Source organism: Porphyromonas gingivicanis JCM 15907, assembly GCF_000614585.1.
Classification (GTDB): Bacteria; Bacteroidota; Bacteroidia; order Bacteroidales; family Porphyromonadaceae; genus Porphyromonas; species Porphyromonas gingivicanis.
Map to the genome: position 1 here is coordinate 26,746 of NZ_BAKX01000008.1, position 14,128 is coordinate 40,873.

The following is a 14,128-nucleotide window of genomic DNA, read 5'->3' on the forward strand; positions in this document are numbered from 1 at the left end:
GAGATTGGAGATTAACTCGGAGCATTTTTCTGTCGCCAAGGCCCGTGTAGAGTTTTCTTGTTTGTCCTTTTTTTGATACACAAGTCAATTATAAACTTCTCTCAAAGGGAAGTGTAGGGTAAGAAGGAAGCAATAGACTAGCCAGAGACTATGAAACGAGACTCTCCTCTGCTAGCTGAAAGTAGAGTGCTCTTGCCTCTTGTTTGCTGTTCAGGCAGGGGATTAGGTGCAGTTCCTCGCCTCCATGTGCGATATATTTAGCTCGAAGTTCCTCTCCTATATCAAGTAGGGTTTCCAAGCAATCTATGGCAAACCCAGGACAGATAACGCTCACTCGCTTATACCCTTTATCAACCCATGTGTACATTTCTTTTTCGATAATGGGGTCTAACCAGCGATGCGGTTTAATAGAGGACTGGAAAAGCACCTCTTTCGCACTTTCAGGGGGTAGGGCATCAAAAAGCAGTTGAGCCGTTTCTTCGCATTGTTCTTTGTAGTCGAAGCCCTTTTCTACCCCTCTTTTCCAATGAGAAATGGGTATGCTGTGGAAAGAAGCTACATACAAATCGGACTTGGGGAGCGTTGCCGAAACGAGAGACTGCTGTAAAAGTCTGATGTAGGTAGGATGATTATAGTAGGGAGGAACAACTTTAAGGGGGATATGGGGCAAACGGTTGCGTAAAAGTTGTGGTATCTTTCCCAACGAAGCATAGTACGAACCGAACGTTTCGTGGGCAAAGAGGGGTAAAAGAATAATTTGTTCTACCTCGGATTCAGCTTCGATTTGGTTGACTAAACTGGAGATTTGCTCTCCTGAGTATTGCATGAAAGAGAGTATTCGCCATTGTTGATTTTCTCTCTGCATCTCTTCTCTTAGTTCATCTACATAGAGCCGTAAAGGAAGTTGTCCTTGAAACCGAGTAGCAAGTTGCTGGTATCGAGCATGCGAATCATTGAGCTTGCTTGGGATAATAATGCCTCGTGTTAGCAGATAGCGAAAAGGTTGAGGAACGGAAACAATGTTCTTGTCGCCTAAAAAGTTTTGGAGATACTTTTTTACCGACTGGCGAGAGGTGTCTTGAGGAGTGCCAATCGTACACAGGATGAGGACTTTCATAAAGAGTGGTTGTGGAAGAGATTATGGATGAGAGATAAGTCTGACTTGACCATTGATTAAACAATATTCCTCTCCCGTTGTAGGACAGATTGCTTTACCCTCTTCCGAAAAGATGAGACGCTCTCCAGCTCGGCTTACCCAACCTATGTGACGTGCAGGGTTGCCCACCACCAAAGCATAGTCGGGTACCTCTTGACAGACCACGCTACCTGCTCCCACGAGGGCGTAGGCTCCTACAGAATAACCACAAACAAGAGTCGCATTGGCTCCAATCGTGGCACCTCTTTTCAGAAGAGTGGGGCGGAATTCCTCTTTCCGCTCTATGCTAGCACGTGGATTGATTACGTTCGTAAACACAGCAGAGGGACCGATAAAAACTTCATCTTCGCACTCCACTCCCGTGTAGAGCGACACGTTGTTTTGTACCTTACATCCACTCCCTAGCTTTACCCGAGGGGCTATGAAAACATTCTGACCTATAACACAATTGGCTCCGATGTGGCTTTCGCTCATAATGTGGCAGAAGTGCCAGACTTTGCTTCCTTTGCCAATGCTTGCACCATCTTCGATAACGGCAGTTGGATGTGCGTAATAATCCATACTTAAGAGAGATATTGTTTTATTAGGTCAATAATTATATCCTGTGTTTTGTTCGATAGCTCTGAGTGAATTGGTAAAGACAGCACCCTTTGAGCTAAGAGGGTAGACCTTGACAAATCACTCCGAGGGCTGTGAGACGAGGCAAAAGCTTTTTGTGCGTGAAGGGGAAGTGGATAATAGATCATAGAGGGGATGCCTTGCTCTTGAAGCCACTGCTTTAACTCCTCTCTCCTCTCGTCGATTTGTAGCGTATATTGGTGGTAAACGTGCGTAGTATAGGCTCTCTCTTGAGGAGTAATAATACCTTCAATGCCTTGCAATCTCTCTGTATAGTATTGGGCGGCAGCGTAACGATGGCTATTGTATTCGTCCAAGTGAGGTAGTTTGCATCTCAGGATAGCGGCTTGGAGAGTATCTAATCGAGAGTTACAACCGACTATTTCGTGATGGTATTTTATTCTTTGTCCATGGTTGGCAAGCATCTTTACGCGTTTGGCAAGTTCTCCATCCTGCGTAAATATCGCTCCGCCATCTCCGTAACATCCCAAGTTTTTAGAGGGGAAAAAGGAAGTACACCCCATAATGCCCATAGTTCCCGTGTATGCCTTTCTTCCATCGGAAAAAGTGTACACCGCTCCGATGGCCTGTGCATTATCTTCTATGACGAATAGGTCGTGGCGCTGGGCTATCAAGAGAATTTCCTCCATAGGAGCACTCTGACCGAAAAGATGGACGGGGATGATGACCTTGGTGCGAGGTGTTATAATAGCCTCTATGGCGTTCGGGTCGATGGTGAATGTCTCTATATCTACATCTACCCATACAGGAGTGAGTCCTAATAGAGCAATAACTTCTGCGCTTGCCACGTAGGTAAAAGAGGGGACTATTACTTCGTCTCCACGCTGGAGTGGTAGTGCCATTAGGGCTATTTGTAAGGCATCTGTTCCGTTCGCACAGGGGATGACGTATTGGGAGCCTGTGTAGTGGGCCAACTCTTCGGCAAACAACTCTACATCTTTGCCATTTATGAAATCTCCTCTTAGAAGAACGTTCTCTATGGCTTTGTCTATTTCAGGCTTAATCTTTTGGTATTGTCCCTTTAGATCGACCATTGCTGTTTTGAACTCCATTATGGTATGCTTGTTAAACTGTCTAACAAAGATACTCAGTTAGCGCAATTATACTTGACATTTGCTTCGAAATGGCTTTTGATACTATTGTATAATGCCGCCTTTATTCTGTTATTTTCGACATTTTGATTCGGTTATCTCTTTGTGTATTCCGTATTCCAGACTTCCTCCTCTTACTGTATTTCCCTCCTCTCTAAAATCTCATAAAATCTTGTATTGTCCTTTTGAGGTGTATCATGTAGAGGTCTCTTTAGGGGAGTTGGAGTAATGTCTATATTATAGCTTTTCTGTCAAAGCTTCAGCGTAGAGTATGTTACTCTCTCTAAGAAAAGGTAGTCTGATATGCTCTAAGAATAAGGAGATAAATAAAAAAGTCTCTCCTCAGTCATGCTGAGAAGAGACTTTATGCCTCTAAGTGCCGAAGCGGGACTTGAACCCGCACGGCTGCAATAGCCAAAGGATTTTAAGTCCTTCGTGTCTACCATTCCACCATCCGGGCCTCAAAGAAGATTATCTAACAGAAAAGGAAAGAAGATATCAACCCCTTTTGATATTTCCTTTCCTATTAGACTTAGAGCGGAAGACGGGGCTCAAACCCGCGACCCTCAGCTTGGAAGGCTGATGCTCTATCGACTGAGCTACTTCCGCAAGCATTCGCTAATGCAAGGTGTCTCTGAAGAAGTATCGAGTGGGCAGTGATGGATTCGAACCACCGAAGGCGTAAGCCAGCTGAGTTACAGTCAGCCCCATTTGGCCACTCTGGTAACTGCCCTTATTATTGACTTCCTTTTGAAACCGATTGCAAAGGTAATAACTAATTATGAATTTCGCAAGAGGTATCAATCATTTTTAGTGCTGTAATTGCTGCTTCTGCCCCTTTGTTGCCTAATTTGCCCCCTGCACGGTCTTCAGCTTGTTGCAGGTTCTCAGTAGTAACAAGGCCAAAAATAACTGGAGATGAGGCGTTTCTATTTAGTGCTGTAATTCCATAGGTTACTCCCTCACAAATGTGGTCATAGTGAGATGTATCTCCTCGAATGACACAGCCTAATACGATAATGGCATCATAATATACCTCTGTTTGTAGAAAAGCAGCTGCGGCATAGGTTAATTCGAAAGCTCCGGGTACGTGTACGACCTTTATTTGTTCTTTTGTAACTCCAGATTTTTGTAATACTTCGACCGCTCCTTCCAAAAGTTTATGAGTGATATTGCTATTCCAATCTGCTACAGCGATAGCAATCTCGATATCTCTGGAGGGGATATGTTGAAGTCTATAACAATCTTCAGATGAGTTTTGTAAAATACTTGACATATAAATGTTCTTATTGAAGGTTTAGAAAAAGAGGGGAAAAGAAGACTTGTAGCCCTTTTCCCCTACTATATTTTTAAATGGAAATAGGTGATACTGCTCTATTCCAATTACTCAAAGATATACTCTTACTTTTGAAGCATTTGTAAACGCTGAATATCAGCCTTGGCCTGATTTACTTCAGCCGAATTGTAGTATTCATCGACAACCTTTTGGTAAGCTGCGGTAGCTTTAGTATAGTTCTTCTGTACTTCGTATACACGAGCCGCTTTAATAAGACATCCAGGAGAAACGACATCGTTATTGGCCATAGAAGCAGCCTTTTCGAAGTATTTGATGGCATCGTCTAAACGGTCCAATTCTACCGAGCAGTCTCCCATCAACCGTATTACTGATGGAGCTACCATTTGGTCTTTTGCGCTGAACTTCTTGAGCTCCACAAGAGCTTCTTCATATTTCCCTAAGTCATAGTAAGCGATGCCCGCATAGACATGGCTGATGTTAGCTGCATCTGTACTTGAGTATTCTTTGATGATGCGCAATACTCCCTCCTCGCTTACTCCTTTTGCCTGAAGCACAGTACTGTCTTCTCCCAAGATAAAACGATCTTCAGAGCGGTATAGTTCGGCAGAAGCCTTGGCTTCACGAGGTTTGCTTACATATTGAATATAAGCCCATATACCGAATGCAATAACTATGACTCCAAGTACACAATAGATGACTACATTAGCGTAACGCTCTGCGAATCTCTCGCCACGAGATATGATTTCTGCAGCATCAATCTCTTTTTCTTTTTCGTTGGACATAAAAACTTTAACTTTTTGTCTTGTTTCTGAGGAACAAAAGTAACACTTTCTGCTACAATAACAATATCCTCGATATCTCGTTTGTCAAATGCCTTCTAAAAAGAGGGAACGATAAAAAATTTTTCTCTTCTGTAGTTCTTCTTGAGAGTTTCGAGTTGCTCTCTATACCAAACAAGGCTTTTTCCAATGCAAGAGAATAAAGAGGAAATAAAAAGAGTCTGAAAATAGACTTCGAAAGAAGTTTTTCCAGACCCTTTATGATGGGTGCTGCTCTCCCCTTTAGGAGAGGAGAGCAAGGCAATACCGATAAAAATGCTATTAGTTAATCTGTTTGATAACAGACATCCCGATATTTATAGCCTCTTCATTCATAGGAATGAGTTTGTGGTGGCGTTCGGGAAGAGACTTCTTAAGACCTGTAATAACGCTCTCGAGTTTTACAACAGGAGCTACTTTGAGTAGACCACCCAAAATAATCATGTTGAACGATTTGTCGTTACCCAACTTAAGAGATTCTGCCGTAGCATCTACTTCATAGATTTGAATATCCTTACGATCAGTCATTGTATGGATACCATTGGGTTCATAGATGAGGATGCCACCTTTCTTTACGCGAGGGGCAAACTTGTCCAATGAAGGCTGGTTCAATGCGATAACAATATCGTATAGATTAACTACAGGCGAGCTAACTGTCTCGTCGCTAACAATAACGGTTACGTTAGAAGTACCTCCACGTTGCTCTGGTCCGTAAGAAGGCATCCAGCTAACTTCTTTAGACTCCATAAGTCCAGAGTAAGCCAATATCTTACCCATTGAGAGTACTCCCTGTCCTCCGAATCCGGAAATAACTATTTCGTATGTCATCTCTATATTTTTCAATTACTGGTTATCAATGTCTTTAAGGTCGCCAAGGGCATAGGTAGGAGTCATATTCTCTACCATCCAATCATTGGATTTTTGAGGAGATAGTTTCCAACCAGTGTTACAGGTAGCAACAAACTCGATTACAGAAGTTCCTTTTTCTGCCATTGAGTTTTCAAAGGCCTTACGAAGAGCCTTCTTTGCCTTACGTATGGCTGCTACAGTGTGTACAGCCTGACGTGTTACATAGCAAGTACCTTCAAGTTCTTTCAAAACGTTAGATACGATGAATGGGTATCCTTGTTTCTTGGGGTCACGACCGTAGGGAGAAGTAGCAGTCTTCATACCCACGAGACTGGTAGGAGACATTTGCCCCCCTGTCATACCGTAGATAGCGTTGTTTACGAAAATGATAACGATGTTTTCTCCACGATTGCAAGAGTGAATAGTCTCTGCAGTACCGATAGCCGAAAGGTCTCCGTCTCCTTGGTAAGTAAATACCAAAAGGTCTTTGTGGAGACGCTTGATGGCTGTGGCAAGAGCAGGAGCACGGCCGTGAGCAGCTTCTTGCCAGTCGATATCAACGTAGTTATAGGCAAATACAGAACAGCCTACAGGTGCGATACCTACAGACTTGTCTGCCATACCCATTTCGTCGATAACTTCGGCGATAAGTTTATGAATTACTCCATGGCTACAACCAGGGCAGTAGTGCATTGTGTTGTTGTTGAGTAGACGAGGCTTCTCATACACTAAGTTTTCAGGCTTAACAATCTCGTTGATGTCAAGAACCTTATTTTCTACACATGTATTCATTGTAATGCTTTTTATCTATTTAAATATCTCAGAATATAGCTAACTACACGAACAAGCAACGCTGCTCCTGCTGGGATGAGAAAAAGACGCGGTGTCTCTGTGTTTCTGTAAAGGAAGAAAACCACAATCATAGCCACAATAAGCACATAAAATGCCATTTGTAGTATGAACTCTATTTTCTTTATGCCCCGTTTGTTATCCATCTTTCTGAGTCTAACGTATTCTATTTCTTTCGAGTGGTAAGAAATAATCAATAGAAGAGTAAGGGCTTACTTACGGTTGATGATACGCTCTTTGAGAGCCTCAAGTACTTCGTCAGGAGAGAACAGCATACCACCCATACGTCCGTAGTGAGCTACAGGAACGGCACCATTTACTCCTAAGCGCACGTCTTCGATCATCTGACCAGCATTAAGCTCTACAGAGAGGAAGCCTTTTACGCCACGTTTAACCAAGTTTTCGATAGCGTTATAGGGGTAAGGCCACAGAGTAATAGGACGGAGAAGACCCACCTTGATGCCTTCTTCACGAGCCAACTGCACTACCTTTTGGCAAATACGAGCAGAAGAACCGAAAGCTACCAAAACGTAGTCTGCATCTTCTGTCTTGTACTCTTCGTAGCGTACTTCGTTCTTTTCGATCTCTGCATATTTTGCTTGGAAGCGTTCGTTGTTTCTTTCCATTACTGCAGAGTCTAATTCGAGAGATGTGATAATGCGGCGCTTACCTCCACGAGCTCCTGTTGTAGCCCAAGGACACTGTTCTCTAACTTCTTCGTCTGTACGACGTGGCTTGTAGTCAGGGAGCACTACCTTTTCCATCATTTGTCCGATGATACCATCTGAGAGCATCATTACTGGGTTGCGATACTTGAACGCCAATTCGATACCAAGGTCTACAAAGTCTACAGTTTCTTGTACAGAATTAGGAGCCAATGTAATAAGACGATAGTCGCCGTGTCCACAACCTTTAGTGGTTTGGAAGTAGTCTGCTTGACTGGGTTGGATAGTACCCAAACCAGGGCCACCACGCATTACGTTTACGATAAGGGCGGGGAGTTCCGCTCCAGCCAAGTAGCTAAGACCTTCTGCCATAAGGCTGATGCCAGGGCTTGAAGAAGAGGTCATAACCTTCTTGCCAGATCCAGCTCCTCCGTATACCATGTTGATGGAAGCTACTTCACTTTCTGCTTGGAGTACCACCATCCCAGTGGTTGCTTCAGGGTTTTCTACTGTTAATGTTTCGAGTACTTCTGATTGAGGAGTGATGGGGTATCCGAAGTAGCCATCCATTCCAGCACGTATAGCGGCATGGGCAAGAGCCTCATTGCCTTTCATCAGTCTGATTTCTTCTGCCATATCTCTAACTGCTTAGCTTTATAGTTTAACTTTGTATACAGTGATACATCCGTCTGGACATATCATACCGCAGCTTGCACAGCCTATACAAGCCTCAGGATCACTCATGTAGCAATAGTGATACCCTTTGTCGTTCATTTCATCAGGATGTAAGCTGATTGCTTGAGTAGGACATGATACCACGCACAGATTACAACCCTTACAACGCTGCTGGTTGACTACCACAGCACCTCTAACCTTTGCCATTACCTATGTTTATTTTTGAATTTAATACTTCCTCGGTAAGAGCCTTATGCTACTACCTTATAAATCTATGCGCCAAAGTTACAAATAGTTTTTTTGATTACTACCTAATAGCCGTTATTCTTTACATGATTTATACCTATTGTTCTGTATGAAGGTTTATTTTGGGGGTAATTATACCTTATTAATATAGAAGGCGTTGTTTGAGCTGATTTAAGTGGGGCAAATGAGGCGCTTCTTGCGGTGTTATTACATGATAGTCAAGAGAGGGGAAGGGCGAGAGGTAGAGGATGAAAGGTACTTTGAAAGAGCTTGTTGCCCCATAAGATCGTTAGAAAGGGAGATCCTCTAAAATGAGGCTGAGAGTTAGTTATAGGCTTGTTAATCAAAAGGTATAATACTTGTCCATAAAAGGGTTAATGGTTTTCTCTAAAAGGCTCTGTGTTTAGCATCAAAAGGATTAATGGTTGCATTTGGCGGCTCTGCCTCTTTCGTCTTTCATATATATGGATAACTCTAATTTTGCTTTTCTTTCCATTATATTACTTACCTTTGCAATGAGAATTGGTGTGCAATGACTCCAGAAGAGGAAAGAAACTTAGGTCGCTTAGAGCTGGCTATAACACGTCTTACCGATTTGGTGAAGAATCAGCGTAGCATTATTCTAAAGCAACGGGAAGAAAATATGTTGCTTTGGAAACGCTATAAGGAGCTGGAAAATCGTTTGGATGAGGCTCAGGATAAGCATCAAACCCTTCTGATGGCACGCATGATAGTGGCGAATGATAAGGATTGGCAAAAGGCTTATTCCCGTCTTTCGGTATTACAAAGAGAAATTCAAGAGGCTATAAAACTCTTGGAGTTAGAATAGGTATAAGGAATATAGAATTCGATAGTTGTACAAGTAGTAGGGAATTCTCAAAAGGGGTGTTATGAAAAAAACAAGCATAGATAAGGCAGATGCAAGGGCATTTGCAAGCCCCCAGGAGAAGGATATTAATATGACTATTGATGGAGAGACTTTCTCCCTACACATAGAGGCGAGTGCAGAGGCGTTGTATCGTTCGAGTGCTGGAGATTTTAATAAAACGATTGAGAGATTTCGTGCTATTTTCCCTCCTGATACACCTGGCATTTCAGAGGGGCATTACCGTTTGATGGCGGGCTTGGAGTTTGCCCTTCTCTATAAAAAGGAGGTCGAACTCAGAGATGCTGCCCCAGTAGAGCAGAGGTTGGAGGCTCTGTGTAGCGAGGCTGAAGAGTTTTTGCAACAACAAGAGCAAGACGAGCTTTGGCAAGCGCTTACTCAGGAGTACCTCGCTCAACGTAAGTGAGTTTGTCTTTACCTTTCTTTCTAATTCATCTTTAGAGAAAAGAGTGTAATGCAGAAGAGCTTATCTCTCTCTTGAACAGGAAGCTTTTGGAGTAGTCTCTCTCGTGTTCTCTTTTCCCTTGTAATACCCCAGATCATTTCCGTTTGCTTATGTGTGTGCACTTTCCTTACGTATGTGGGGAGTTGATGTGTGCATTAAGGTCTATTTGGGTAATTGATGTCCCCTAAGATACATGGCATCGAGATATAGTTTGAGTAGAGAGACTCAGACAAGAAGAAACTTAAAGAGGTTATATGACAGGAATTATTGTAGGAGGAGTATGCCTACTGGTTGCAGCCTTAGCAGCTGTGATTTTAATCAAACGTTATGCCGATAAACTCTACGCCTCCAAGATGAGTGAAGCGTTGCAGAAAACTGCACAGATGGAGAAGGAGGCAGAGAAGAAAGCGGAAGTGTTACAAGCCCAAAAGTTGGGAGAAGTAAAAAGTAAATATACCCAACTCAAGCAGGAGCTTGAACGTGAAGTGGCTCAAAAAAACAATGCTATCGAAGCTCGTTTGGATAAACTAAAACGTAAAGAGGATGATTTCTTCGCTCGTCAGAAAGATATTGCTAAGAAGAATGACGAATTAGAGAAAATGCAGGAGCAGGTTGAGGCGCAGCAAATCGTACTCAACAAACGTAAAGAAGAGTTGGATCAGTTAGTACAGCAACAACGTGCCCATTTGGAGCGTATAGGAGGACTTTCATCCAATGATGCTCGAGAGCAGTTAATCGAAAGCATCAAGGCTGAAGCACAGGATGAAGCCTCTTCTTATGTTTCTGAAATCATTGAAGAAGCCAAAATGACCGCCAACAAAGAGGCCAAACGTATCGTGATACAATCTATCCAACGCTTGGCGACAGAAACGGCTGTTGAAAACTTGGTTAGCGTGTTTCATATTGAAAATGACGAGATAAAGGGACGTATTGTTGGTCGAGAAGGACGCAATATTCGCGCTTTAGAAGCTGCAACGGGTATAGAAATTATCGTAGACGATACCCCAGAGGCTATCGTCCTCTCCGGTTTTGACCCTGTACGCCGAGAAATAGCTCGTTTGGCTTTACATCAATTGGTACAAGATGGACGTATTCACCCTGCTCGTATCGAAGAGGTGGTTTCTAAGGTAAGAAAGCAAGTGGAAGAGGAACTCATCGAAGTAGGTAAGCGCACTCTTATTGACTTAGGTATTCATGGAGTGCATCCTGAGTTGGTACGTCTCATTGGTAAGATGAAGTATCGTTCTTCTTATGGGCAAAACTTGCTCCAGCACTCGAGGGAGACTGCCAATCTCTGTGCTATCATGGCTGCCGAGTTAGGGCTTGACCCCAAGAAAGCCAAGAGAGCTGGATTGCTTCACGATATAGGTAAGGTACCTGATGATGAACCCGAACTCTCTCATGCCATATTGGGAATGAAACTTTGTGAGAAGTATAAAGAGAAACCTGATATTTGCAATGCTGTAGGAGCACACCACGATGAGGTAGAAATGACCTCTTTAATAGCTCCTATTGTTCAGGTCTGTGATGCTATTAGTGGCGCTCGTCCCGGTGCACGTCGTGAAATCGTAGAGGCGTATATTAAGCGTTTGAATGATTTGGAACAACTGGCTCTTTCTTACCCAGGAGTAGTGAAGACTTATGCTATCCAAGCAGGTAGAGAGCTTCGTGTTATCGTAGGGGCAGACAAAATCCAAGATAAGGATGTGTCTACACTTTCCGATGAGATAGCACGTAAGATTCAAGACGAAATGACTTACCCTGGGCAGGTTAAAATCACGGTTATACGTGAGGTGCGTTCAGTAAGTGTGGCTAAGTAAACTTCTTGTCAATAAATCTTATAGAATAATGTCTACGTATAGCCAAGAGATTGACAAACGTCGCACTTTCGCTATTATATCACACCCAGATGCGGGTAAGACGACCTTAACAGAAAAGCTCCTCCTTTTTGGGGGAGCTATCCATGTGGCGGGGGCTGTAAAGAGTAATAAGATACGAAAGACAGCTACCAGCGACTGGATGGAGATAGAGCGTCAGAGAGGGATTTCTGTAGCTACTTCTGTGATGGGGTTTCAATACAAAGATTATAAAATCAACATCCTTGACACACCAGGGCACGAAGATTTTGCCGAAGATACTTTCCGTACTTTAACTGCCGTAGATAGTGTTATTATCGTGGTCGATAGTGCCAAAGGGGTCGAAAAGCAGACACGACGTCTTATGGAAGTATGTCGTATGCGCCATACGCCCGTGATTGTCTTTGTTAATAAGTTAGATAGAGAGGGGAGAGACGCTTTTGAACTGCTCGATGAAATTGAGGAGGAGCTACAACTCTCAGTACGCCCTATGACTTGGCCTATCGGTATGGGAGAGCGTTTCAAGGGAGTGTACGATCTTTTTGCTTCGGAGCTAAATCTTTTTAAGATAGATAAACAGCACGTTGCTGAGGATATAAAGAAGATTGAGTCGATAGACTCCAAGGTCTTGGATGAGTCTGTTGGTGCAGTATTAGCGGAGCGTCTACGCGCTGATGTAGAGCTTGTCGATGGTGTGTACCCAGATTTCGATAGAGAGCGTTATTTGCGAGGGGAGTTAGCTCCCGTCTTTTTTGGTTCTGCCTTGAATAACTTTGGGATTAGAGAGCTTTTGGATTGCTTTGTTCGCATCGCCCCATCTCCACAACCTTTGCATGCTCAGGAGCGAGAGGTCCATCCTCATGAAGAATCTTTCACGGGTTTTGTGTTTAAGATACATGCTAATATGGACCCTAATCATCGTAGCTGTATTGCTTTTGTGAAGGTTTGTTCGGGACGCTTCGAACGCAATAAGTATTACCGGCATATACGCTTGGATAAGCAGTTCCGATTCTCTTCGCCCACGGCTTTTATGGCTCAGAAAAAAGAGATTGTAGATGATGCCTATGCGGGAGATATTGTTGGTCTACCCGACACAGGTAACTTCAAGATTGGCGATACACTTACTGAGGGCGAACTGCTCCACTTCAAAGGTTTGCCCAGCTTCTCTCCAGAACTCTTCCAATATATAGAGAATGCAGACCCTATGAAGCAGAAGCAACTCGTCAAAGGGGTAGAGCAATTGATGGGCGAGGGGGTAGCGCAGTTGTTCGTAAACCAATTTAATGGTCGTCGTATTATTGGTACGGTGGGGCAGTTGCAGTTTGAAGTTATCAAGTATCGACTCCTCCATGAATATGGAGCTGAATGTCGTTGGGAGCCAATACATCTGTATAAAGCCTGTTGGATAGAAAGTGATGATAAAGCTGTGTTGGACAATTTTAAACGCAGAAAAGCGCAATATATGGCGAAGGATATAGAGGGGCGCGATGTGTTTTTGGCTGATTCGGGTTATGTGTTACAAATGGCACAACAAGATTTCCCAGAGATAAAGTTTCATTTTACAAGCGAGTTTTAATACAAGCAATCCCTACCTCAAAATAGGTGGGGATTGTGCTACAATAGTAAGAGGGTAAATTATGAATATCTTAAAGTCAATATTCGGTCGTAAGAAAGAGACGCTCTCACAAGAGGAGGCGAAAGTATCTCAGGCGAAAGGCGAAGAAAAAATTATAGATCGGCAGGAAGAGAAAGAGGCAGATGTACTCAAATTTGATGGACTCCGAGCTATGCGATTAGGCGAGGTTTCTTTTGCTCTCAAAGCCCTCTCTAAGGCTTTGGAGTTGCGTCCTGAGTTTGAAACACGTTTCTATTATGCGGAGGCTTTAACGCTTAACCACCAAGAAAGGGAGGCATTGAAGCAGTATGATTTACTCCTCGAAGAGTGTCCCAATCATATATTGTGTTTAATAAATAGAGCTTCTTTAAGGATAGATGTAGAAGCCTATACAGAGGCTTTGATGGATGTAGAGCTGGCTCTTAATACTAATGAAGATGAAGAACAGCGAGCATTACTCTATCAAATGAAGGCTAAGGTGTATCTCTTGTTAAAGGAGTATGATAAGGTATTGGTTACAGCGGAGCAAGCTATTATGCTCAAAGCTAAGTCTTCCTTGGCTTACTTGCAGAAGATACAGGCTCTTGTCGGCTTAGAGCGTTGGGAAGAGGCAAATCGTTTTATCGAAAAAGCCATTTCTACTTTTCCTGAAGAGGAACAGTTTAATCTTTTTCAGGCTAAGGTGGCTTTGAAACAGGAGCAGTATGCAGAGGCTTATCAAGCCTATCAAGATGCTTTGGTGAAAGACCCTTTCAATGAAGAGGCCTATTGTGGTATGGCTTGTCTCTTAGTACAGAGAGGAGAGATGACAGAGGCGATTGACTTTTTGGAACAGACTCTTAAAGAGCAAAACCCAAGTGTTATGATGCTTTCTCTTTTGGCAAGTATCTATAAAAAGATGGGATGGGTTGAAAAGGAACAAAAGATACGTGAGCAGATAAAAGAATTTTCCTCCGATGGAGAGCAACCTATCGACTTCGTTCAACAGCTCTACAAGGGAAATGCCTACGGAGATATTTTTGGCAATCTCTTTTCTTAATC

Annotated in this window: 15 protein-coding genes and 3 tRNA genes; 5 read left to right on the forward strand and 13 right to left on the reverse strand. The window is 43.0% G+C overall.

What is annotated here, in order from left to right; genetic code table 11:
* Positions 1 to 148 precede the first annotated feature (148 nt).
* The 13 genes from hemH to JCM15907_RS12670 form a co-directional block, all read right to left on the reverse strand.
* A complete protein-coding gene (gene hemH / locus JCM15907_RS07955) occupies positions 149 to 1,117 on the reverse strand; it encodes a ferrochelatase (protein WP_025843397.1) in 969 nt (322 codons plus the stop codon).
* A gap of 21 nt (positions 1,118 to 1,138) precedes the next feature.
* The gene (locus tag JCM15907_RS07960; protein ID WP_081773833.1) at positions 1,139 to 1,717 is read right to left on the reverse strand and encodes an acyltransferase; all 579 of its coding nucleotides are present in this window, start codon (positions 1,715 to 1,717) and stop codon (positions 1,139 to 1,141) included.
* Positions 1,718 to 1,719: 2 nt separating this feature from the next.
* Positions 1,720 to 2,847, reverse strand: a complete 1,128-nt coding sequence (locus JCM15907_RS07965; RefSeq protein WP_025843399.1) for a DegT/DnrJ/EryC1/StrS family aminotransferase — start codon at positions 2,845 to 2,847, stop codon at positions 1,720 to 1,722.
* 416 nt (positions 2,848 to 3,263) lie between these two features.
* A tRNA-Leu gene (locus tag JCM15907_RS07970) sits at positions 3,264 to 3,346 on the reverse strand.
* 76 nt (positions 3,347 to 3,422) lie between these two features.
* A tRNA-Gly gene (locus JCM15907_RS07975) sits at positions 3,423 to 3,495 on the reverse strand.
* A 41-nt stretch (positions 3,496 to 3,536) separates the two neighbouring features.
* Positions 3,537 to 3,619 (reverse strand) — tRNA-Tyr (locus JCM15907_RS07980).
* 42 nt (positions 3,620 to 3,661) lie between these two features.
* A complete protein-coding gene (gene ribH, locus JCM15907_RS07985) occupies positions 3,662 to 4,162 on the reverse strand; it encodes a 6,7-dimethyl-8-ribityllumazine synthase (RefSeq protein WP_025843400.1) in 501 nt (166 codons plus the stop codon).
* A 125-nt stretch (positions 4,163 to 4,287) separates the two neighbouring features.
* Positions 4,288 to 4,965: a tetratricopeptide repeat protein gene (locus JCM15907_RS07990; protein WP_025843401.1), complete on the reverse strand. Its 678-nt coding sequence runs from the start codon at positions 4,963 to 4,965 to the stop codon at positions 4,288 to 4,290.
* A gap of 318 nt (positions 4,966 to 5,283) precedes the next feature.
* Positions 5,284 to 5,829: a 2-oxoacid:ferredoxin oxidoreductase subunit gamma family protein gene (locus tag JCM15907_RS08000; protein ID WP_025843403.1), complete on the reverse strand. Its 546-nt coding sequence runs from the start codon at positions 5,827 to 5,829 to the stop codon at positions 5,284 to 5,286.
* Positions 5,830 to 5,844: 15 nt separating this feature from the next.
* A complete protein-coding gene (locus JCM15907_RS08005; RefSeq protein ID WP_025843404.1) occupies positions 5,845 to 6,642 on the reverse strand; it encodes a thiamine pyrophosphate-dependent enzyme in 798 nt (265 codons plus the stop codon).
* A gap of 11 nt (positions 6,643 to 6,653) precedes the next feature.
* A complete protein-coding gene (locus JCM15907_RS08010) occupies positions 6,654 to 6,845 on the reverse strand; it encodes a hypothetical protein (protein WP_025843405.1) in 192 nt (63 codons plus the stop codon).
* Positions 6,846 to 6,911: 66 nt separating this feature from the next.
* Positions 6,912 to 8,000, reverse strand: coding sequence for a 3-methyl-2-oxobutanoate dehydrogenase subunit VorB (locus JCM15907_RS08015; RefSeq protein WP_025843406.1), 1,089 nt, complete (start codon positions 7,998 to 8,000; stop codon positions 6,912 to 6,914).
* Between the two features lie 18 nt (positions 8,001 to 8,018).
* Positions 8,019 to 8,246: a 4Fe-4S dicluster domain-containing protein gene (locus JCM15907_RS12670; RefSeq protein ID WP_078737189.1), complete on the reverse strand. Its 228-nt coding sequence runs from the start codon at positions 8,244 to 8,246 to the stop codon at positions 8,019 to 8,021.
* A gap of 571 nt (positions 8,247 to 8,817) precedes the next feature.
* On the opposite strand from JCM15907_RS12670, the gene JCM15907_RS08020 reads away from it, so the two are divergent.
* The 5 genes from JCM15907_RS08020 (at position 8,818) to JCM15907_RS08045 (ending at position 14,126) form a co-directional block, all read left to right on the forward strand.
* The gene (locus tag JCM15907_RS08020; RefSeq protein WP_025843407.1) at positions 8,818 to 9,114 is read left to right on the forward strand and encodes a hypothetical protein; all 297 of its coding nucleotides are present in this window, start codon (positions 8,818 to 8,820) and stop codon (positions 9,112 to 9,114) included.
* 61 nt (positions 9,115 to 9,175) lie between these two features.
* Positions 9,176 to 9,577 (forward strand): cell division protein ZapA, encoded by a 402-nt coding sequence (locus JCM15907_RS08025; protein WP_025843408.1) that lies wholly within the window; start codon positions 9,176 to 9,178, stop codon positions 9,575 to 9,577.
* 293 nt (positions 9,578 to 9,870) lie between these two features.
* Positions 9,871 to 11,436 carry a ribonuclease Y gene (gene rny / locus JCM15907_RS08035; protein ID WP_025843409.1) on the forward strand — a complete coding sequence of 522 codons (1,566 nt, stop codon included), beginning with the start codon at positions 9,871 to 9,873 and terminating at the stop codon, positions 11,434 to 11,436.
* A 28-nt stretch (positions 11,437 to 11,464) separates the two neighbouring features.
* Positions 11,465 to 13,048 (forward strand): peptide chain release factor 3, encoded by a 1,584-nt coding sequence (locus tag JCM15907_RS08040; protein ID WP_025843410.1) that lies wholly within the window; start codon positions 11,465 to 11,467, stop codon positions 13,046 to 13,048.
* 61 nt (positions 13,049 to 13,109) lie between these two features.
* On the forward strand, positions 13,110 to 14,126 hold the full coding sequence (locus JCM15907_RS08045; RefSeq protein WP_025843411.1) for a tetratricopeptide repeat protein: 1,017 nt from the start codon (positions 13,110 to 13,112) through the stop codon (positions 14,124 to 14,126).
* Positions 14,127 to 14,128 lie beyond the last annotated feature (2 nt).